This window comes from Legionella londiniensis (assembly GCF_001467825.1).
GTDB lineage: Bacteria > Pseudomonadota > Gammaproteobacteria > Legionellales > Legionellaceae > Legionella_A > Legionella_A londiniensis.
Map to the genome: position 1 here is coordinate 190,536 of NZ_LNYK01000033.1, position 20,275 is coordinate 210,810.

Below are 20,275 nucleotides of genomic sequence, written 5' to 3' on the forward strand. Positions count from 1 at the left end.
TAATTTGGATTCTTTGGCAGGGCATGAGTGCGTCACTTCGTAGGCATGAAAGCGGCGCCAGGCTGCAACTTGGCAAGCTTTCTTTCACCTCGGGTTAAAACTTTTGCCCCAAAATATAGATGGATTTCATAGGGAACTTATGGTAAGCTAAAATCACCATGGCATCATTACTCAACGCCTGAACAGCTTGGGGGTGGCCATTAGGCAGCAGCTTCTCGGCTGTCCTTCCCATGAAACTATCCTGGATATTCATTTCATTTAACTAACACATCAAGTGAGACGTATGAATTTTAGTGAACTTAAGCAGTTACCTATTGCTGATCTCGTCAATATTGCTCAGGAAATGGGCGTTGAAAACACCTCCCGCATGCGCAAGCAAGATATTATTTTCGCCATTTTAAAAGCCCACGCGCTTAAAGGCGAAGATATTCATGGCGACGGTGTGGTTGAAGTCCTGTCTGATGGATTTGGATTTTTACGCTCAGCTGACGGCTCTTATCTGGCAGGGCCTGATGATATTTATGTATCGCCAAGTCAAATCAGGCGGTTTGGCTTGCGTACAGGCGATACTGTTTCCGGCAAAATCCGCCCGCCTAAAGACAATGAGCGGTATTTTGCCTTATTAAAGGTAGATAAAATCAATTATGAAACGCCAGACAGCGCCAAGCGAAAAATTCTCTTTGAGAACTTGACCCCTCTCTTTGCCACCGAGCGCCTGATCATGGAGCAAGGCAATGGCAGCACAGAAGATTTGACAGCCCGTGTGGTAGATTTATGCGCCCCATTTGGCCGTGGTCAGCGTGGCTTGATCGTGTCCCCGCCCAAAGCAGGCAAAACCTTAATGCTGCAAAATATTGCTCACTCCATCGAAAAAAACTATCCCGACTGTTACCTCATTGTGCTGCTGATTGACGAACGTCCGGAAGAAGTCACAGAAATGCAGCGCTCTGTGAAAGGAGAAGTGGTTGCCAGTACTTTTGATGAGCCGGCCAACCGCCATGTGCAGGTTGCAGAAATGGTCATTGAAAAAGCAAAAAGGCTTGTTGAACATAAACGGGATGTCGTCATCTTGTTAGACTCGATCACCCGCCTGGCACGTGCCTATAACACAGTGATTCCATCCTCTGGGAAAGTATTAACCGGAGGCGTGGATGCCAATGCCCTGCAACGCCCCAAGCGCTTGTACGGCGCTGCCCGCAATATTGAAGAAGGCGGCAGCCTGACCATCATCGCCACTGCCTTGGTGGATACCGGCTCCAAAATGGATGAAGTGATTTACGAGGAGTTCAAAGGCACAGGCAACATGGAAATCCACTTAAGCCGCAGCATTGCCGAGCGCCGGGTATTCCCTGCCATTAACATCAATCGTTCCGGCACCCGCCGCGAAGATTTGTTACTGAGTCCGGAAGAGCTGCATCGCACCTGGATTCTCCGTAAAATTTTGCAATCCATGGATGAATGTGATGCAATCGAATTTTTACTCGAACGCATGAAAAACCATAAAACCAATGCGGAATTTTTCGAGGCCATGAAACGGCAGGAATAAATTGGCATGAAATATGGCGATCTCCGCGATTTTATCGACCAGCTTGAAGCACGGAATTTGCTAAAGCGCATTGACTATCCGGTTTCACCCTATCTGGAAATGACCGCTGTCAGCGATAAAGTACTCCGTGCCCAGGGGCCTGCTTTATTGTTCACTCATCCTAAAGGGTATGATATTCCCGTATTGACAAACCTGTTTGGCACGGCTGAACGGGTGGCTCTCGGCATGGGGGAAAACTCGGTCAAGGCGCTTCGGGAAGTAGGGCGGCTGCTTGCTGCGCTAAAAGAGCCAGAGCCGCCGAAAGGCTTTAAGGACGCCTTCAGCAAGCTGCCGCTGTTAAAGCAGGCGCTTAAAATGGCACCCAAATATGTCAATTCAGCAAGCTGCCAAACCCATATTCTGGAAAAAGAAAAGGTGGATTTAACAGCCTTGCCTATTCAAACCTGCTGGCCTCAAGACGCTGCCCCTTTAATTACCTGGGGATTGGTTACCACCAAAGGTCCCTCGCAACCCAGGGAAAATATCGGCATTTACCGCCAGCAAGTCCTTAATAAAAACCAGCTTATCATGCGCTGGCTATCTCACCGTGGCGGGGCCCTTGATTATCAGGCATGGCAAAAAACATATCCTGGCGAACGTTTTCCTATTGCGGTGACCTTGGGAGCAGATCCTGCCACCATACTGGCCGCTGTTACGCCAATTCCGGATACTTTATCAGAGTATGCCTTTGCAGGCTTGCTGCGTGGTGAACGTACCTCACTGGTGCGTTGCATAGGTAATGAGCTGCACGTGCCCCATAATGCAGAAATTATTCTCGAAGGGTATCTTGAGCCTGGTTTGGAGGCGCCGGAGGGCCCATTCGGGGATCATACCGGTTATTACAATGAGGTACAGAACTTTCCAGTGTTTACCGTCGAGCGCATTACCCACCGCGATGCGCCGATTTACCACAGCACCTATACAGGCCGGCCTCCTGATGAGCCGGCCATTCTTGGCGTCGCCTTAAATGAAGTATTTATTCCCATATTGCAAAAACAGTTTCCAGAAATTGTCGATTTTTATCTTCCGCCAGAAGGCTGTTCATACCGTCTGGCTGTAGTCACCATCAAAAAGCAATATCCGGGACATGCAAAACGCATCATGATGGCGGTATGGTCTTTTTTAAGGCAGTTCATGTATACCAAATTTGTCATTGTATGTGATGAGGATATTGATGCACGCAACTGGCAGGATGTGATATGGGCTATGACCACGCGTATGGATCCGTTGCGCGATACGGTCATGATTGACAACACCCCCATTGATTATCTTGACTTTGCTTCCCCGGTATCAGGGCTTGGTTCTAAAATGGGCCTGGATGCCACCAGCAAGTGGCCAGGCGAAACCCGGCGTGAATGGGGAAAAGCGATTGCCATGGATGAGGATATATTAAAACGCGTTGAAGGGTATTGGGAAAACCTGGGACTTAATGCATGAAGATGAAAGAAATCAAGGCTTGGGTTGAAAGCGCCATACCCTTAACTGACAGTATTTTACAAATCATCCTCACACCTGAAGTTTATATTGATTATACGGCAGGGCAATATTTGCAGATTCTCTCTAGTGGCGCAGCCTTCTCATATTCCATTGCTAACGCCCCGCTCGGATCGCATAAATATGAATTGCACATTCGCCACAGCCTGGATAATCCTGCAACCAAAACCATGTTAGAGGAAATAAAAAAAAAGGGAGAAGTCATTCTTCGTCTCCCCCAGGGCGACTGTCACATCAACCGCTTGCATAAAAACAAGCCAATAATATTCATCGCCGCAGGGACAGGATTTGCACCAATAAAAGCTATGATTGAACAATTGCTTGCCGACGGCGACCCCCGTGTTTTTGAACTCTATTGGGGCGCGCGCTCGCAAAGTGATCTATACCTTGATGAGCTCGTGATGAACTGGCAGAAGCACGTTTCACACTTTCGCTTTTTTTCCCGCCTTTCTTCTGTTGCCAAGGAAGAAACCCTCCCAGCAATGGTTCGGTCGCAACATTTTCTTGATCTGGCGGATTGGCAAATTGTTCTTGGCGGTCCATTTGATATGGTTTATGCCACACGGGATGCCTTGGTTGCTGCAGGTGCAAAAAAGGAAAATTTATTTTCCGATGCCTTCAGTTTTGAAGAAATTGATTGACTGTTAATTTCCGGAGGTTACATGGAAATTTTTTATCAGATTATGGCTATAATAGCAGCAGGCCTGCTTGTTGGGGTGCTCTACCGTTATATAAAATCGAAACCCGAAGAGTTAAGCCGTGAGAATTTATCCAAAAGCTTTTCTACCCTCGGCGTTTTGGCTTTATTGCTCATCGGTTTTGTAACGCTTCTCGTTTATATTGTCAGGAGTACGTAACGATCTATTATGAACACTAACGAATATATTCAACACGATGCCCATAGCCTGGCTCATCTGATTCAATCTCGCCAGATAACGGCCAAAGAAGCCCTGGACTGTGCCATAGCCCGCCTGGAAGAAGTAAACCCATTACTGAATGCCGTAGTGACCGATTGCCGGGATTTTGCCTATCGTTGCCTGAGCCAAATGCGTGGCGATGAACCGTTTTATGGGGTGCCTTTACTCGTTAAAGACCTGGGGTTTGCCCTGGCTGAAGTTCGCGACAGCTCGGGATCGCGTTTTTTTGCGCGCTCACGCACCCCGCAAAATTCAGAGTTTATTGACAAGCTCCTTAAACTCGGTTTTGTGCCATTTGCAAAAACCAATACCCCTGAACTTGGATTATCCTATGTCACAGAGCCCGTTTTATTTGGGCCTTGCCGCAACCCTTATGATTTAGGGCGCACTGCGGGCGGTTCTTCCGGCGGTTCGGCAGCAGGTGTTGCATCTGGCATTGCCCCTGTTGCCACAGCCAGTGACGGCGGCGGATCTATTCGCATCCCAGCGGCTTGCTGCGGCTTATTTGGTTTCAAACCAACGCCTGGACTTACTCCTTCCGGACCCTGGGCGGGAGAATCATGGTCCGGGTTGGCCACGGCGCATGTTTTAACCCGCAGTGTTCGGGATTCAGCACAGATTTTTTCTCAATTTACAAAGGACAGGTTTCACGGCCAACTTCAGCCCTTGGCCAAAAAAAACCTAACCTTCGCTCAGTTGCAAGGGGCTTTTGCGCCTGTACCTGTGGATAAAGCCTATATTGAAGCCATGGCAATCATGGTTGATTTGCTAAAGCAAGCCGGGCACCGAATAATCCCGCGGACTTTATCTCTTGATTTGGAAGCGATTGGCGATTGTACGTTGACGCTCATCGCAGCCAACACCTGCGCTGAAATTGAACGCGGAGAGCAGATGGTTGGCCGTACGGTTGAAGAAAATGAACTGGAACCTGTCACCTTGGAATTTTATCAGCGCGGCAAAACGCTGCGCGCTTCCGAATTGATAGCGGCAAGAAACAAACTCTTCCAGTTAACCTGGCCGGTACACCAATTGTTAAAAGAAGCCGATATGATCTTGACGCCGGCACTGGCGCAATTACCGCTGCCCATCGGCAGCCTGCGTACAGATGATGAGTTTTCAAGCTATTTACAAAAAAATGTTGAATTCTCGCCATTTACCTCTCTTTTCAACCAGGCGGGCCTGCCGGCAATGACTGTGCCGGTACAGTTTCATCATCATCTGCCCGTCTCTGTGCAGATTGCCGCAGCCCAGGGCCATGATGCCCAGTTATTACAACTGGCATTGGAATTAGAGCGCATGCTCCCGGACTTCACTCAAGCGATCACACCGAAGCAATTGTGAATCCCATGCCTTGCCGCGGCATGTTTTTAGCGAATATCACCGCCTCTTTAACCCTCTTAACGCTGCCCCTGCAAGGCTTTAATCCTGGCCTCAAGCGGGGGATGGCTTGAAAATAGCGCCAGCCAACGGCTTCTCTCGGATATCTTCATATTGTTAAATGCAGGCGCACGATCATCTTCCGGAGTTTGGTTTTCCAATTGTTGCAGACGTTGTAACGCTTTAATCATTTTATCTTTGCCTACAATACGTGCAGACCCCGCGTCGGCGCGAAATTCCCGCTGCCTTGAAAACCACATGACAACCAGCGAAGCCAAAATGCCAAACAGCAACTCAAAAATAATGGCCACTCCATAATACACAAATCCACCTTCAACAGGCGTATCGTCTTTTCTTAAAAATTGCATCACGATAAATGCAGCCACTCTGGCAAAGAAGATAACAAACGTGTTAACCACACCTTGAATCAGAGTCAGCGTCACCATATCCCCATTGGCAATATGCGAGACTTCATGACCCAGCACTCCCTCGACTTCCTCTTCATCCATGCTTTGCAAAAGCGCTGTGGAAACCGCAAGCAGTGCCTTATTTTTATTCCATCCAGTTGCGAAAGCATTGGGTTCGGGGCTTTCATAAATACCGATATCAGGCATTGCGATATTGCGTTGCCTGGCCAAAGTGCTCACTTTGTTAAAAAGCCAGGATTCGAGCTCATTGCCGGGCTTGTCAATTAATTGCACACCAAATGCATGAATGGCCATCCATTTGGAAATAAACAGGGAAATAAACGATCCGGTAAATCCAATCACAAGCGCATAAATCAACAAAGCCTGGTAATTTAAACCATACTGATTGAGATAAGGACCTACATTCAATAAACTCAAGATAATGGAGATAACAATAATGATGCCGAGATTCGTCAGCAAAAACAAACCAACTCGCTTTAACATAGACTCCTCCATATGTCTTTTAATTTAATTATAAAAGATTTTTAGAATAAATTTTTATGGAATGCACTTTTTTATGTCACCTTGATATGCAGACATCCGGACAAATGAGAGCGCTTTGTAAAAGGGGAAAAAGATTAAATGTATGCCATAATGCGGGCTTTGCTAAATTATCGCGTGGATATCGCGCGTTTTTTTCCTTTTCTGGAATGGCTGCCTGAACTGCGCCGGATGAGTATTTTGCGCGCGGACATCATCGCAGGAATAACCGTTGCCATGCTGATGATCCCTCAATCCATGGCTTATGCACACCTTGCAGGGCTTCCGGTGCATATGGGTTTGTATGCTGCTTTTATTCCGCCTATCATTGCAGTCCTATTCGGCTCCTCACGTATTTTATCCACCGGCCCTGTGCCAGTGGCCGCCTTGTTGACCGCTGTGGCCATGCAGCCTTTGGCTGCCATTGGTACGCCTGAGTATATCCAATTTGTTTTATTGTTAACTTTTCTTGCCGGCATCATCCAACTCACCTTGAGTTTTCTACGCTTTGGCGTTGTGGTTAATTTCATTTCGCAACCTGTGATTTTAGGTTTCATTAACGCAATTGCCATCATCATTGCCACAATGCAGCTGGGCAATTTACTTGGGGTATATGCTGCCCCCGCCCCTCATTATTATGAGACTATATCCCAGTTAATCCAAGATGCCGTGATCAATACCCATTGGCCGTCAGTCGCCATGGCATCGCTGACTTTTACCATCATTCTCGGGGGCAGATGGTTATGGCCAAATTTGCCTCATACCATTATTGCTGTGGTTATTACCACAATATTATCCTGGCTTATCGGCTATCAAAAACTCGTCACCATACACGTTGAGCAAATTATCAATTTGCCGGTACAGCAAATGCTTGCCAATTATCAACGCTATCCGGCAGAGTTAAAAAAACTGATAAGTGAAGTAGAGCAAAAGAATGACATTGTCAAAAAAACGATTAATCAAGCGGGAGTCAATGCCCAGAAAACTGATGCTGCTATCCGCGAAGCCACACAGGCACAGTGGGAACTTGAACGGCTCATCACAAGGCATAACTTTGAAGTTGGGGAGCTAAACCGTCTGCGCTTTCACCGCCTGAAGACCCGCGACAATAACATCGTCTTCTTTGTAGGCGAACAAATGACGCCGATTGGCGAGGTAGGCCGATATGAATGGAGGATTAAGCGCTTTCCGGAAAATGGACGGCTCATTTTGCAAGCAGGCGGAGAAGTAGTCGGTGAGGTGCCACGCGGTTTGCCTTCCTTCCAAAGCATCACCTTCAGCTGGAATGCAATATCCAAATTATTCACTGCTGCCTTGGTGATCGCCCTGATTGGTTTTACAGAAGCCATCACGATAGCAAAACGCATTGCCACCGAAAGCCGACAGGACCTAAAAATCAACCAGGAATTATTTGGCCAGGGATTAGCCAAAACGGTGGGCAGTTTTTTTCAATCGATGCCCGTTTCAGGCGGAATCAGCCGTACTGCGGTTAATTTCTATGCCGGCGCAAAAACGGGGTTTTCCTCAATCATCACGGGACTTGTGGTGATGGCGGTTTTGCTCTGGTTGACTCCGCTATTTTATCATTTGCCTTATTCAACGCTTGCGGCATTGATTATGGTTGGGGTTTTAAGTTTGGTGGATTTTAAAAAAATGTGGAATATTTGGACAATTAGCCGCCAGGAAGGGCTGGTATCGCTCGCGACTTTTATCTTAACCCTGGCTCTCGCGCCAAGCCTCGCCATTGCCGTTTTATTAGGAATAGCATTATCACTGGGAGTTTATCTTTATGAAACCATGCGGCCTCGTTTTACTGAACTAACACGGAATCCAGACGGGGAGCTGGTTGAAGTAACAGAGGACAGTGAGCTGGACACTTGTTACCTGATAAGCCTTGTTCGCTTCAACGGTTCGCTTTATTTTGCCAATGCCGCCTATTTTGAGGAAAAAATATTGAAGCTGATTTCTGCCAAACAGAAATTGCACTATATCATTCTCGATTGCGTCAGCATCAATAAACTGGATGCCAGCGGCCTGGAAACTTTGCGCAGCATATGTTCACGACTGGAAGATGCCGGGATCGAATTATGGTTTACAAGACTTCGCCACCCCGTGCTTGCTGCGTTAAAAAGTGGCGGGCTTTATGAACAGCTGGGTGAACATCATTTTTATAAAAATAATGAACAAGCCCTGGCAAAACTTGCTGAGCATCTGGGTGCCAAGCACATGAATACCTGCCCATTGGCAACCAAGCCCAAAGCCAGTTAAACGATGCGGCGATTGCATTATATGATTAAAATATATTTTGTACCGGTCAGCGGAAACGATGAGATGCCGGAAGAAAATAGAATTATCGGGGTGTGTCATTCATTGCAAATGAGTTATAATTTATCATTTTTTATTTCGGTAAGTATTCATGACTATGGTTCGTAGACTTTTGGTAACCAGCGCTTTGCCTTATGCCAATGGCCATCTGCATCTTGGCCATCTTGTTGAACATGTCCAGACCGACATTTGGGTACGTACCCATAAAATGGCAGGACATCAATGCATCAGCGTATGCGGCGATGATGCTCACGGCACCCCAATCATGCTGAAGGCCGAGCAGCTTGGCATCACCCCTGAAGAGTTAACTGCCCGCATGAAAGAAAGCCATGAGCGCGATTTTAAAGCTTTCTATATTGACTATGACTGTTATCACACGACCCACTCTAAGGAAAATCAAGCTTTGGCGGAGAATATTTTCCAGGCGCTTGAGCGAAATGGGGATATCATCAAAAAAACCATTTCCCAGGCTTATGATCCGGCCAGGGAAATGTTTTTACCTGACCGCTATGTGAAGGGTACCTGCCCCAGGTGTAAAACACCTGATCAATATGGCGATAACTGTGAGGCTTGCGGCGCGACTTACTCGCCCACGGATTTACTGGATGCCGTCTCTGCCATCAGCGGGGCAAAACCAATAGAAAAGGAGTCAGTGCATTATTTTTTTGATTTGCCGCGCTATGCTGATCTTTTAAAAAACTGGATTAAAGAGGGGCACCTACAGCCAGAAGTGGCGAACAAACTGGATGAATGGTTTGCTTCCGGCTTAAAACAGTGGGATATCTCCCGCGATGCACCCTATTTTGGTTTTCTCATCCCAGGCACACAAGATAAATATTTTTATGTCTGGCTTGATGCCCCTATAGGCTACATGGCCAGTTTCAAAAAGTACTGTGAGGAACAGGGTTTATCCTTTTCCGAATACTGGGATAAGGATTCAAGTGCCGAGCTTTATCATTTTGTGGGTAAGGATATTGTTTATTTCCATGCGCTTTTCTGGCCCGCATTGCTGGCTGCCAGCGATCATCGCATGCCAACCGCTGTATTTACCCATGGATTTTTGACTGTCAATGGACAAAAAATGTCCAAATCACGCGGCACATTTATCGAAGCCCGTACCTATCTTGAGCATTTAAACCCCGAATACCTGCGCTATTATTTTGCTGCCAAACTCAACGGCAGGGTAGATGATCTTGATTTGAATTTTGAAGATTTTCAAAACCGCATCAATGCAGATTTGGTAGGCAAGATAGTCAATATCGCAAGCCGCTGTGCAGGATTTATCAATAAGCGCTTTGAAAACCGGCTATCAGATGAATTGCATGATGCCTCCTTATTTGCCGAAGTACTGGGCAAGCGTCAGGAGATTGTTGATGCTTACATGTCCCGCGATTATGCCCTCGCAATCCGCATCATCATGGAACAGGCAGACAGGGTGAATCAGTATATTGATGCCCATAAGCCCTGGACGTTAGCCAAGGAAGAAGCAAAACTGTCGCAAGTGCAGGCAATCTGCACCATGGGATTAAATCTTTTTCGCCTTTTAATGACTTATTTGAAGCCGGTTTTGCCAGCAATGGCCAAGGCCGTTGAAACCTTTTTAAATTGCGCGCCTCTCACTTGGGACAATATGAAAACGCCTTTACTCAATCATCGGATCAACCCATTTACCCCGTTGATGCTGCGGGTGGAGAAAAGCAGCATTGAGGCCATGCTTAAAGGGACAAGCTGATGGCAGGGGTTCATGAAATCGATGCCTTGCTGCCACAAACGCAATGTGGCGAGTGCGGCTACCCTGGCTGCAGGCCATATGCAGAAGCGCTGACACAAAAAAAAGCACCAATTGATCGCTGCCTGCCAGGCGGGGTAGATACGCTTAAGGCTCTGGGTAACATCCTGAATCAGGATGTAGCCCCCTTCCTCAAAGAAATGCAAGCCAAAACCCGAAAACCCGCTTTGGCGGTCATTCAGGAGACAGAATGCATAGGATGTACCAAGTGCATTAAGGCCTGCCCTGTGGATGCCATCGTCGGCGCTGCCAAAGCCATGCACCATATTATTAACCAGGAATGTACAGGGTGCGGACTCTGCGTTGAGCCTTGCCCCGTTGATTGCATCGAAATGGTTGAACTGCCTGAATTACGGTACGATAAAGATAAAGCCCGCGAGCGCTTTAAGGCCAAGCAAGTACGGCTTTTACGCGAAGCCCAGGACAAGCAGCAAGCCTACCGGAAAAAAAAGCAACTGGCTCAGAACCATTCTGATGCGGCGGCAGACAGGTTGGCGAAACAGAATTATATAGAGCAAGCCCTGGCAAGAGTGAAGGCAAAAAAAGGGATAGCCCAATCAGCTCAGGCGAATGCAAATGAATAAGCAGAAAAGGCATGAAATTTTCAAGCGGTTTTGCCAACAAAATCCAAATCCAACCACTGAGCTCAATTATCATACTCCTTTTGAATTGCTGATCGCAGTCATCCTCTCGGCGCAGGCAACAGACGTCAGCGTCAATAAAGCCACAGAAAAATTGTTTGCCAAAGCCAATACGCCGGAAAAAGTACTTAATCTTGGTGAAGAAAAATTAAAAGCTTATATTAAAACCATTGGCTTATATAACAGCAAAGCCCAAAACATCATTAAAACCTGTGAAATTCTTATCAAAGAACATGGGGGTCAAGTTCCTGAAACACGCGAAGCCTTGGAAAAACTGCCCGGAGTTGGGCGCAAAACGGCTAATGTGGTGCTGAATACTGCCTTTGGCCAACCCACAATACCGGTAGATACCCATGTGTTTCGTGTGGCCAACCGCACGGGCCTCGCCAAGGGAAAAACCCCTCTTGAAGTAGAAAAAAAGCTGCTAAACGCTGTGGATGAAGAATTTTTACCAAACATCCATCATTGGCTGGTTTTACACGGCCGCTATGTATGTACCGCCCGAAAGCCCCACTGCCCTCAATGCCTCATTAATGATTTATGCGAATACCCAGATAAAACCAAGGCTCAATAAAACCGTTACATTGATGATTCTGACCCGCAGTCAGGATCCTGGAAATCCTGGATCAGGCAGCGCCTAACCCAGGCAATAAGCCAGGATGCAGGGTGCAGGATTGAACTCACTGCTCTTTTTTTTGTGGCCTTTTCCAGCCTGTGATTGTTTTTTGTTTTGATTCAGATAAGGTAAGCTCATCGGGCGGTACATTTTTACGAATGGTACTGCCGGCGCCGATGGTGGCGCGGCGCCCGACCACTACAGGCGCGACAAGCTGGGTATCTGAGCCGATAAACGCTTCATCTTCTATCACGGTGTGATGCTTATTGGCTCCATCATAGTTGCAAGTGATGGTTCCGGCACCAATATTGACGTGCTTGCCAATAGTGACATCACCAAGGTAACTTAAATGGCTGGCTTTGCTGCCTTCGTCAAGAATGGCATTTTTCGTTTCGACAAAATTGCCGATTTTGCAGCCCCGGCCTAATTGGGTACCTGGCCTTATTCGAGCAAAAGGCCCCACTTGGCAGTTATCGCCAATTTGACAGTTTTCAAGAACGCTGTTGGCTAAAATCTCACAGTTTTCACCAATAATGACATTATTTAACAAACAGTTAGGCGCTATGGAGCTGCCATCTCCTATCATGACCTTTCCCATAAAAACATTATTGACGTCAATAAAAACATCGATTCCGCAAATCAATTCCCCGCGAATATCAAGCCTTGCGGCATCAGCGACTGTTACGCCGGACAGCATGAGACTCTCGGCAAGCCGGGTTTGCAAGGCGCGCTCAAGCTCTTCAAGTTGCAGGCGGTTATTGATGCCCAGCACTTCAACAAAATCTTTCGCATGGACAGCAATAATTTCTTTTTTTTCTCTTACAGCCATGGAAATAATTTCTGTTAAATAATATTCTTGCTGGGCATTATCGCCATTTAATTTGGGAAGCCACCGCTTAAGATCATTGACTGCCACATAGCAAATGCCGCTATATATTTCATTGATTTGCCGTTCCATTTCCGTGGCATCTTTTTCTTCAACGATGGCTTGAATTTCATGGCGGTGATTGCGGATGATCCGTCCAAGTCCTGTAGGGTCAGGAACGAGGGCAAGCAACAAGCCCAAAGCCTTGGCTTGCGTCCTTGAGGCTTGGCAGCGGTCAATTAACAATTGCAAGGTATCCGCCTGAATTAAAGGAACATCAGCAGACAGGATTAAAACAAAGCTGTCATCCGGTATATGGGGAAGGGCCTGAAGAACGGCGTGGCCCGTTCCGGCTTGCTGTTCCTGATAGACCCAGTTTACTGGCAACATGGGCAGGGATTTTTTGATGGCCTCGCTTTCATGGCCGATGATGACATGAATTTTTTGCGGATTTAACAGTAAGGCGGTTTCGACGACCCGCATCAGCATAGGTTTTCCACCAAGGGAATGCAGCACTTTGGGCGTTTTGGAACGCATGCGTTTGCCTTGACCCGCGGCAAGAATGACAATATGTAATGACATGGTATAAATAGTCCCCTGTATAAAAATATGTTGAAGTATTTTGAAAATAGTTAAGAAAGTGAATTTTAAGGAGTCATATAATGACAATTTTTCTGGATATTGCCAAAACCATTATTGTTGAAGAAGTTAACACAATAATCAAGAATTCTCTTGACCAGGATCAATCCGTGATGAATCTTTCTTTAACCACATTTGGCCTGGGTAGAAATCCTGAATTATCAAATACCAAACGCACCTTGCTTGAGGTGCTAAAAAAAGAGATTGAATCGATTCATGATAAGAATGATGCGACAGCCCTCCAGACCATCAAAAAATGCATTGAAAATACACTTAAACAGGCAAAAGAAGAAAGCACCAAAAAGGGATACAATGGAGGCAACACGGGCTTTGCGTTACTGCTGATGATCCAGAGCATAGACACCATATATAAAACGCTGGAGGAACAGGAGTTGCTCAATATTCCGCACGACAACCAACCATTGAATGTGTTTTATTTTTTTGCCGCATTGTACATTGCGAAGAAAATTTCAGAAAAAAACACAACGGGTGTTGTTAAGTCCCTGGTGAGCAATCCTAATATCTCACGCGTGAATGAGTTAGCCCATCTAAAAGAAAGTTTGTTGTGGGAAAAAATCAAATCCTGCAAAAAGGAATTAAATACCCTGGATAAAAAACACGAAGAGTATGACTTGAATGTCAGGAAATGCGTCCTGCGCTCGATTGAGGAGCTTTTAAAGTCAAATCAGCAATTTTGTTATGAAAAAAAATCGCTGTTTTATAAACCGGGGCTTGGCCTATTATATGAGCTTATGTCCCAGGCATCCAAGATCATTAAGAGCGCCATGAACGAACAGCACGAATTAGGGAGTCAGCTCACCAAATAGATTTTCTTCCATAAGCGACTTGACTTGAGAGATATCAGAATATTTGCTGAACAAATACAGCAGCTTGCAATGGGCAGCTTCAGGGGTCATATCCTGGCCGCTGATTAATCCCGCCTCTTTTAACGTATAGCCTGTGGCATATTGGGCCATTTCGACCCGTCCATGCTGGCACTGGCTGCAATTCACGATCACTATTCCGCGATTGCAGGCATTTGCAAGCAATTGCAAAAAGCGTGGATCATTGTTTTGTGCATTGCCGCTGCCATAGGTTTCAAGAACCAGGCCGCGAAGAGGCTGCTCTAAAATAAATGCCAAAACATCCGTTGCAAATCCAGGAAAAAGACGAAAATTGGCAATGAAATGCGGGCTGATGGTTTGCAGGCGGAATGACTTTTGCGTTTCTTGCAATAACAGTTCCCGATGAAGCTCGATATCAATGCCCACTGTGGCCAAATGGGGAAAATTCGGCGAGTCAAACGCATTAAAACTTTGCGCGCTCACTTTCTGAGCGCGGTTACCGCGCAGCAAACGCTGGTTAAAATAAATGCACACTTCCTTAATCGGCTGATGGGCACAAAGCCATAATGAGGTAATGATATTTTCGAGTGCGTCATTGCGAACTTCAGACAAAGGTATCTGTGAACCAGTCAAAATCACGGGCTTGTCGAGATGCTCCAGCATAAAGGATAAGGCAGATGCGGTATAAGCCATGGTATCGGTACCATGAAAAATCACAAAACCGTCATAATGCTGGTATTCGGCGGCAATATCTTCGCCAATTCTATTCCATTCATGAACAGTCATATTGGAAGAATCAAGAAGCGGTTTATATTCCTTGATGACATAATCGGGCATCGCTTCGTGAGACAGTGCGGGTATTTTCGCCAATGCAGACTCTACATAGCCTACTGCCGGCTGATAGCCGTGATCGCTTTTAATACTGCTTATCGTGCCGCCGGTATTGATGATTAAAATTTTTTTTTTCATAGTTTTCAAAACATTTTTTCAAGGCATGAATATTATTACATGCTATGCCTGCCTCAGGAATATTTCAGGTTTTGCTCTATTGATATGCAAAAAATACAAGCAAAGAGTTTAAATATTGACGCAAGCCAGACAAGATTTCAATATAGTATACTTAAAGAGGAGTTTTATTTGCCAAACTCTTGCCTTTTATGAAAAAATCAGAGCATGAATGGTTAGTGTAAGCAGTAAAAATATGGTGATTGATCGCGCCGGCTATCGTTTAAACGTCGGCATTATTTTGATCAATGAGTCTGGCCGTGTGTTTTGGGGGCGAAGGCATGGTCATGATGCCTGGCAATTCCCCCAGGGCGGGTTAAGTACGGGAGAAACGGCGCTTGAAGCGATGTACCGTGAACTGCGGGAAGAAGTTGGCTTGGAGCGCACAGACATAGAAATATTGGGCGTAACCCGCCGTTGGCTTAAATACCGGCTACCCAAGCAGTATTTGCGCCAGGGCAGCGACCCTTTGGTCATCGGCCAGAAGCAGAAATGGTTTTTGTTAAGGCTCTTGACCAGTGAACAAAAAGTCCGCCTGGATTTAAGCGATTCGCCGGAGTTTGATAGTTGGCGCTGGATAGATTACTACGAGCCGCAAAATCAGGTTATTTTTTTTAAGCGACAGGTATATATGCAGGCACTTAAGGAATTAGAGCAATTTCTGAAAAAGCGCCGCACCCCCTTTGGTAAACGCCGCAAGCGAGGTAATCATAGTTTTTAGATGTTGAAAGTACTCAAGCGCATCGTACAGGATGTAACCACTGCCAATCGGCTTGCAGATGCCCTGGGCATTCTTGTGCACCAGGTTCGTAAAGCTGTTGTGGCTGATGCTGTGTCCGTTTTTTTAATTGATATTAAACATGCTGAATATGTATTAATCGCGACAGAAGGGTTAAACAAAAAGGCGGAATCAAGAGTTCGTGTGCCTCTAAACAGCGGTTTGATTGGATTGGTTGGCAGAAGAGAAGAACCCTTCAATATTGATAATGCCCCCGCTCACCCGGAATTTCATCAAAATCCGTTGCTGGGAGAAGAAGAATACAAATCGTTTCTTGGGGTGCCCATCATTCAGCATCGCAAGCTATATGGGGTATTGGCAGCCCAGCGTACCGAACAGCGCTTTTTTGACGATGCGGAAGAAGCTTTTTTAATTACTCTGGCTGCCCAGTTAGGCGGCATCCTGGCTCATGCGGAAGCAACAGGTGAGCTTGCCCAGTTGACCCAGCCGCAATCCATTGGGCTTGCACGGCCTGAAGTGACACAAATTGCTTTGACCGGAATCGGCAGTGTTCCAGGCGTTGGGATTGGCACTGCGGTTGTTATCTATCCACCGGCTGATATCGATGCCGTGCCAAGGCGCAGCACAGATAATGTCGAAAGAGAAATTGCCTTATTCTACGATGCCTTGCAAGCCGCAAGGGATGACATGCTGCGTTTAAGCCGCCGCATGAAAAATACCGTGGCTGAAAATGAACGGGCACTATTTGATGTTTATTTACGTTTATTGGAAAAAGATAGTCTTGGCGCTGAAGTGGAGGAAGTGATAAGGCTTGAGCATCTCAGCGCGCAGACAGCCTTGTCTTTAGTGATTAAAAAGCATGTTTTTCAATTTGAAAACATGAAAGATGATTACCTCAGCGAACGCGCAAGCGATTTTCGCGATCTCGGCAGGCGGGTGCTTGCTGAACTGCAAAGCTCAGAGCAGGAAGAAATCATCTATCCGCAACGCACCATTTTAATTGGCGATGAAATTACCGCAGCCCAGCTTGCCGAAGTCCCGGAAGGTCAGCTCTCAGGCATTGTATCAGGAAAAGGGTCTAACAATTCCCATGTCGCAATCCTTGCTCGTGCCATGGGCATCCCAACCGTTATGGGTGTGCGGGGATTGAATATCGATCAATTATCGCGCCGAGCGGTGATCGTAGACGGGTATTACGGCCATGTATTTATTTCTCCATCCAAACCCTTGCTGGCCGAGTATAAAAAACTGGCTCAGGAAGAAGATGAACTCAATCAAAGCCTCGTTAATCTCCGGGATAAACCGGCGGAAACATTGGATAACCACCGCATTTCCTTGCAAGTCAACACAGGACTTGCCATGGATGCCGGTTTATCGATGAGCGTTGGCGCGGAAGGTGTCGGCCTGTATCGCTCGGAAGTACCTTTCATGAGCCGTGACCGCTTTCCTTCTGAAGATGAGCAATACATTATTTATCGCCAGATTCTTAAAGCCTTTGCGCCGCATCGGGTTACCATGCGCACCCTGGATATTGGCGGGGACAAGACTTTGTCTTATTTCCCCATTGAGGAAGAGAATCCTTATCTCGGCTGGCGCGGCATACGTATCACGCTTGATCACCCCGATGTTTTTTTGCTGCAAGTCAGGGCAATGATGCGCGCTAATGAAGAATTAAACAACTTACGGATCATGCTGCCTATGGTTTCCTCCTTGTGCGAGGTGGATGAAGCGTCTTTATTGATAAACCAGGCCTATACAGAACTGCTTGAAGAAGGGTGCATCATTGAAAAGCCACAAATCGGCGTAATGATTGAAGTGCCATCTGCGGTATATCAGGCCCGAGAATTGGCTAAGCGGGTTGATTTCCTATCTGTTGGCAGCAATGATTTAACCCAGTATTTGCTGGCTGTGGATCGCAACAACGCGAGAGTTGCCTCCCTGTATGATCCATTGCATCCTGCCATGCTGCAGTCTTTGATGAAAGTAGTCGAAGGAGCGCATGCGGCAGGAGTTGAGGTCAGCATTTGCGGAGAAATGGCAAGCGATCCTCTGGCAGTCATTTTGTTACTCGCTATGGGATTTGATACACTCAGCATGAACTCGTTTAGCCTGCCCCGCATCAAATGGGTGATTCGCAATTTTTCGCTGGCTAATGCGCGCAAGATTCTTGCCGAAGTTCTTGAATTTGAACATGCGGATGAAATCAGGCTGCATTTGCAAAAAGTGCTTACTGATGAGGGGCTTGGCGGATTGATCCGTGCCGGCAAGTCATAACATGGTATATTAACTGAATCATGATGCGTAATTGACAAGGATTGGTAAAAAATGCCTGTATTAGCTTTTCCTCATATTGACCCGGTTGTTTTTTCCCTTGGCCCCGTGCGGGTGCACTGGTACGGCTTGATGTACCTACTAGGGTTTATTGCCGCCTGGATATTGGCGCTTTGGCGGGTTAGGCGGTATAAGCTCGCTTGGAGCAAAGAACAAATTGGCGATTTGATTTTTTTTGGCGCCCTCGGCGTGATTATCGGCGGCCGTTTGGGTTATATGCTTTTTTATAACTTCCCGGAGTTTATCCAAGAGCCCTGGATGGTTTTTAAAATATGGCAAGGCGGGATGTCGTTTCATGGAGGATTGATAGGCGTAGTGGTTGCTTTTTGGCTTTTTGCCTGGAAAACCGCTAAATCCTTGCTGGAGGTTACCGATTTTGCAGCCCCCCTCGTCCCTCTCGGCTTGGCAGCCGGACGCGCAGGCAATTTTATTAATGGAGAACTGTGGGGCCGACCGACTGATGTTCCCTGGGCCATGGTTTTTCCTCATGTGGATAACCAGCCAAGGCACCCTTCCCAGCTATATGAGTTAGGTCTTGAAGGAATTGCCTTGTTTATTCTGGTATGGTGGTATGCCTCCAAGCCCCGTCCGACTGGCTGTGTGTCTGCTGTTTTTTTAATCGGATATGCCCTGTCACGCCTGATTGTGGAATTTTACCGCGAGCCTGATGCGCAAATCGGCTATCTGGCTTTTGGCTGGTTAACTATGGGGCAATTATTATCTATTCCCATGCTGCTTTTGGGGATTATCTTATGGTGGATCAAAAGAAATGAAAACATACCTGCAACTGATTGAATATATATTGAAAAATGGCGTGGAAAAAAGCGACCGCACCGGTACGGGGACCTTATCAGTATTTGGTTATCAGATGCGCTTTAATCTGGCTTGCGGCTTTCCCTTGCTGACCACCAAGAAAATGCATACACGCAGCATTATTCATGAACTGCTGTGGTTTTTAAAAGGCGATACCAATATCGCCTATTTAAATGAGAACGGCGTGACCATTTGGGATGAGTGGGCAGATAAAAATGGCGATCTTGGCCCGGTTTACGGCAGGCAGTGGCGCAGTTGGCCCACAGCGGACGGCAGAACCATTGATCAATTGTCGATTGTTCTGCAGCAAATTAAAACGAACCCCGATTCGCGCCGAATCCTGGTCAGCGCCTGGAATGTAGGGGAATTGGACAATATGGCACTGGCTCCCTGCCATGCCCTGTTCCAATTTTATGTAGCAAACAATAGATTGTCCTGCCAGCTTTATCAACGCTCGGCTGACGTTTTCCTCGGCGTCCCGTTTAATATTGCCTCTTACGCTCTGCTGACTCACATGATAGCCGAGCAATGCGACCTGGATGTGGGGGAATTTATCTGGACAGGCGGCGATTGCCATTTATACCTCAATCACATAGAGCAAGCGAAGACACAGCTTGCGCGCGAGCCATTACCTTTGCCCCGCCTTCGCTTTAAACGCAAGCCTGAATCCTTGTTTGCATATCAGTTTGACGACATCGAGATAGAAAATTATCAATCTCACCCCGCTATCAAGGCGCCTATAGCAATATAGGTACGGCATTTGTCAGCAGGCTTTCATGAAAATAACCAGGCAACCGTGGCCGTGAGGGTGTAGTCATTTTGGTTTTGTTCGCCATTCAAACGTTGGCTAACCGGCAAGGAAACGCCGAGTTGCAATGTCAAATGGGTATTTGAATACCATAAAGAAGGCGTAAGCAATATTATATTGCCCCCGGAATTAGGGTCAGGAACGCCGCCAATTTTATCTTTTTCGGTATATTCTCCATTGCACTCCAGCAAGCTTGAAAAGATGTACTGCCCGCTTTTCGCGGAAATAATCCGGCCAATACCCATCTGATAAAGGTACTGCGTTCCAACCTGGTTATTGCCTTTAGGGACAACATAAATCAGGGCGGGAGAGGCAAACCAAAGCCAGTTCACAAATGTTTGGTTAAAAGTCGCACCGGCGAAGATGCCGGGGGAACCATTGCCGGTAGGCGGGATTTTGCTGTTGGAACCAGTTGGAAAAATCACAGCTCCAACCAAAGTGGCCTGCGTTTCTTTTTTAACCTCAGCTCGATATAAGAATAAGGTTATGTGATTGAATTATTGAAAAAATTAGCGGTGCTATATACATTTTGTTTTTTT

General features: G+C 46.6%; 19 protein-coding genes. 14 read left to right on the plus strand and 5 right to left on the minus strand.

Annotated elements, in window-relative coordinates; genetic code table 11:
* Positions 1 to 94: 94 nt before the first annotated feature.
* Positions 95 to 232 (minus strand): hypothetical protein, encoded by a 138-nt coding sequence (locus Llon_RS11490; protein WP_157079324.1) that lies wholly within the window; start codon positions 230 to 232, stop codon positions 95 to 97.
* 51 nt (positions 233 to 283) lie between these two features.
* On the opposite strand from Llon_RS11490, the gene rho reads away from it, so the two are divergent.
* The 5 genes from rho to Llon_RS10300 are packed head-to-tail and all read left to right on the plus strand — an operon-like array spanning position 284 to position 5,337.
* Entirely contained in the window at positions 284 to 1,546 is a 1,263-nt protein-coding gene (rho, locus tag Llon_RS10280) for a transcription termination factor Rho (RefSeq protein WP_058529964.1), read from the plus strand.
* 6 nt (positions 1,547 to 1,552) lie between these two features.
* The gene (gene ubiD, locus Llon_RS10285; protein WP_058529965.1) at positions 1,553 to 3,022 is read left to right on the plus strand and encodes a 4-hydroxy-3-polyprenylbenzoate decarboxylase; all 1,470 of its coding nucleotides are present in this window, start codon (positions 1,553 to 1,555) and stop codon (positions 3,020 to 3,022) included.
* On the plus strand, positions 3,019 to 3,720 hold the full coding sequence (locus Llon_RS10290; RefSeq protein ID WP_058529966.1) for an NAD(P)H-flavin reductase: 702 nt from the start codon (positions 3,019 to 3,021) through the stop codon (positions 3,718 to 3,720). Before ubiD ends, Llon_RS10290 begins: the two co-directional genes overlap by 4 nt.
* 21 nt (positions 3,721 to 3,741) lie before the next feature.
* Positions 3,742 to 3,936: a hypothetical protein gene (locus Llon_RS10295; RefSeq protein WP_058529967.1), complete on the plus strand. Its 195-nt coding sequence runs from the start codon at positions 3,742 to 3,744 to the stop codon at positions 3,934 to 3,936.
* Between the two features lie 9 nt (positions 3,937 to 3,945).
* Positions 3,946 to 5,337, plus strand: coding sequence for an amidase (locus tag Llon_RS10300; protein WP_058529968.1), 1,392 nt, complete (start codon positions 3,946 to 3,948; stop codon positions 5,335 to 5,337).
* Between the two features lie 56 nt (positions 5,338 to 5,393).
* Here the strand turns inward: Llon_RS10300 and htpX are convergent, their stop codons facing one another.
* Positions 5,394 to 6,284, minus strand: coding sequence for a protease HtpX (gene htpX, locus Llon_RS10305; RefSeq protein ID WP_058529969.1), 891 nt, complete (start codon positions 6,282 to 6,284; stop codon positions 5,394 to 5,396).
* A gap of 138 nt (positions 6,285 to 6,422) precedes the next feature.
* On the opposite strand from htpX, the gene Llon_RS10310 reads away from it, so the two are divergent.
* The 4 genes from Llon_RS10310 (at position 6,423) to nth (ending at position 11,649) form a co-directional block, all read left to right on the plus strand.
* Positions 6,423 to 8,588 (plus strand): SulP family inorganic anion transporter, encoded by a 2,166-nt coding sequence (locus tag Llon_RS10310; protein ID WP_083503321.1) that lies wholly within the window; start codon positions 6,423 to 6,425, stop codon positions 8,586 to 8,588.
* Positions 8,589 to 8,736: 148 nt separating this feature from the next.
* Positions 8,737 to 10,377: a methionine--tRNA ligase gene (gene metG / locus Llon_RS10315; protein WP_058529970.1), complete on the plus strand. Its 1,641-nt coding sequence runs from the start codon at positions 8,737 to 8,739 to the stop codon at positions 10,375 to 10,377.
* Positions 10,377 to 11,018 (plus strand): RnfABCDGE type electron transport complex subunit B, encoded by a 642-nt coding sequence (locus Llon_RS10320; RefSeq protein WP_058529971.1) that lies wholly within the window; start codon positions 10,377 to 10,379, stop codon positions 11,016 to 11,018. The genes metG and Llon_RS10320 overlap by 1 nt, the downstream gene beginning before the upstream one ends.
* Positions 11,011 to 11,649: an endonuclease III gene (nth, locus tag Llon_RS10325; RefSeq protein ID WP_058529972.1), complete on the plus strand. Its 639-nt coding sequence runs from the start codon at positions 11,011 to 11,013 to the stop codon at positions 11,647 to 11,649. Before Llon_RS10320 ends, nth begins: the two co-directional genes overlap by 8 nt.
* Positions 11,650 to 11,755: 106 nt before the next feature.
* Here nth and glmU read toward each other — a convergent pair whose 3' ends face one another.
* Complete coding sequence (gene glmU, locus Llon_RS10330) at positions 11,756 to 13,138, minus strand: bifunctional UDP-N-acetylglucosamine diphosphorylase/glucosamine-1-phosphate N-acetyltransferase GlmU (protein ID WP_058529973.1); 1,383 nt, start codon at positions 13,136 to 13,138, stop codon at positions 11,756 to 11,758.
* 80 nt (positions 13,139 to 13,218) lie between these two features.
* On the opposite strand from glmU, the gene Llon_RS10335 reads away from it, so the two are divergent.
* Positions 13,219 to 14,022 carry a hypothetical protein gene (locus Llon_RS10335; RefSeq protein WP_058529974.1) on the plus strand — a complete coding sequence of 268 codons (804 nt, stop codon included), beginning with the start codon at positions 13,219 to 13,221 and terminating at the stop codon, positions 14,020 to 14,022.
* Here Llon_RS10335 and ansA read toward each other — a convergent pair.
* A complete protein-coding gene (gene ansA, locus Llon_RS10340; RefSeq protein ID WP_058529975.1) occupies positions 13,999 to 15,009 on the minus strand; it encodes an asparaginase in 1,011 nt (336 codons plus the stop codon). The two genes, Llon_RS10335 and ansA, sit on opposite strands and share 24 nt — an antisense overlap.
* A 232-nt stretch (positions 15,010 to 15,241) precedes the next feature.
* Here ansA and Llon_RS10345 point away from each other — a divergent pair, with 232 nt between their 5' ends.
* Genes Llon_RS10345 through thyA form a run of 4 tightly spaced genes read left to right on the plus strand, consistent with a single transcriptional unit; the run spans position 15,242 to position 19,679 of the window.
* The gene (locus Llon_RS10345; protein WP_058529976.1) at positions 15,242 to 15,766 is read left to right on the plus strand and encodes an RNA pyrophosphohydrolase; all 525 of its coding nucleotides are present in this window, start codon (positions 15,242 to 15,244) and stop codon (positions 15,764 to 15,766) included.
* Positions 15,767 to 18,058 carry a phosphoenolpyruvate--protein phosphotransferase gene (gene ptsP, locus Llon_RS10350; protein ID WP_058529977.1) on the plus strand — a complete coding sequence of 764 codons (2,292 nt, stop codon included), beginning with the start codon at positions 15,767 to 15,769 and terminating at the stop codon, positions 18,056 to 18,058.
* 51 nt (positions 18,059 to 18,109) lie between these two features.
* The gene (gene lgt, locus Llon_RS10355) at positions 18,110 to 18,910 is read left to right on the plus strand and encodes a prolipoprotein diacylglyceryl transferase (protein ID WP_058529978.1); all 801 of its coding nucleotides are present in this window, start codon (positions 18,110 to 18,112) and stop codon (positions 18,908 to 18,910) included.
* Complete coding sequence (thyA, locus tag Llon_RS10360; RefSeq protein WP_058529979.1) at positions 18,885 to 19,679, plus strand: thymidylate synthase; 795 nt, start codon at positions 18,885 to 18,887, stop codon at positions 19,677 to 19,679. Before lgt ends, thyA begins: the two co-directional genes overlap by 26 nt.
* A gap of 23 nt (positions 19,680 to 19,702) precedes the next feature.
* Here the strand turns inward: thyA and Llon_RS10365 are convergent, their stop codons facing one another.
* The gene (locus Llon_RS10365) at positions 19,703 to 20,161 is read right to left on the minus strand and encodes a hypothetical protein (RefSeq protein WP_131754631.1); all 459 of its coding nucleotides are present in this window, start codon (positions 20,159 to 20,161) and stop codon (positions 19,703 to 19,705) included.
* Positions 20,162 to 20,275 lie beyond the last annotated feature (114 nt).

What these genes read in the sequence shown, in the direction of transcription:
- Llon_RS11490 (WP_157079324.1), bottom strand. Translation starts at nt 232, where the DNA reads ATGGGAAGGACAGCCGAGAAGCTGCTGCCTAATGGCCACCCCCAAGCT.
- rho (WP_058529964.1), top strand. Translation starts at nt 284, where the DNA reads ATGAATTTTAGTGAACTTAAGCAGTTACCTATTGCTGATCTCGTCAAT.
- ubiD (WP_058529965.1), top strand. Translation starts at nt 1,553, where the DNA reads ATGAAATATGGCGATCTCCGCGATTTTATCGACCAGCTTGAAGCACGG.
- Llon_RS10290 (WP_058529966.1), top strand. Translation starts at nt 3,019, where the DNA reads ATGAAGATGAAAGAAATCAAGGCTTGGGTTGAAAGCGCCATACCCTTA.
- Llon_RS10295 (WP_058529967.1), top strand. Translation starts at nt 3,742, where the DNA reads ATGGAAATTTTTTATCAGATTATGGCTATAATAGCAGCAGGCCTGCTT.
- Llon_RS10300 (WP_058529968.1), top strand. Translation starts at nt 3,946, where the DNA reads ATGAACACTAACGAATATATTCAACACGATGCCCATAGCCTGGCTCAT.
- htpX (WP_058529969.1), bottom strand. Translation starts at nt 6,284, where the DNA reads ATGTTAAAGCGAGTTGGTTTGTTTTTGCTGACGAATCTCGGCATCATT.
- Llon_RS10310 (WP_083503321.1), top strand. Translation starts at nt 6,423, where the DNA reads ATGTATGCCATAATGCGGGCTTTGCTAAATTATCGCGTGGATATCGCG.
- metG (WP_058529970.1), top strand. Translation starts at nt 8,737, where the DNA reads ATGACTATGGTTCGTAGACTTTTGGTAACCAGCGCTTTGCCTTATGCC.
- Llon_RS10320 (WP_058529971.1), top strand. Translation starts at nt 10,377, where the DNA reads ATGGCAGGGGTTCATGAAATCGATGCCTTGCTGCCACAAACGCAATGT.
- nth (WP_058529972.1), top strand. Translation starts at nt 11,011, where the DNA reads ATGAATAAGCAGAAAAGGCATGAAATTTTCAAGCGGTTTTGCCAACAA.
- glmU (WP_058529973.1), bottom strand. Translation starts at nt 13,138, where the DNA reads ATGTCATTACATATTGTCATTCTTGCCGCGGGTCAAGGCAAACGCATG.
- Llon_RS10335 (WP_058529974.1), top strand. Translation starts at nt 13,219, where the DNA reads ATGACAATTTTTCTGGATATTGCCAAAACCATTATTGTTGAAGAAGTT.
- ansA (WP_058529975.1), bottom strand. Translation starts at nt 15,009, where the DNA reads ATGAAAAAAAAAATTTTAATCATCAATACCGGCGGCACGATAAGCAGT.
- Llon_RS10345 (WP_058529976.1), top strand. Translation starts at nt 15,242, where the DNA reads ATGGTGATTGATCGCGCCGGCTATCGTTTAAACGTCGGCATTATTTTG.
- ptsP (WP_058529977.1), top strand. Translation starts at nt 15,767, where the DNA reads ATGTTGAAAGTACTCAAGCGCATCGTACAGGATGTAACCACTGCCAAT.
- lgt (WP_058529978.1), top strand. Translation starts at nt 18,110, where the DNA reads ATGCCTGTATTAGCTTTTCCTCATATTGACCCGGTTGTTTTTTCCCTT.
- thyA (WP_058529979.1), top strand. Translation starts at nt 18,885, where the DNA reads ATGAAAACATACCTGCAACTGATTGAATATATATTGAAAAATGGCGTG.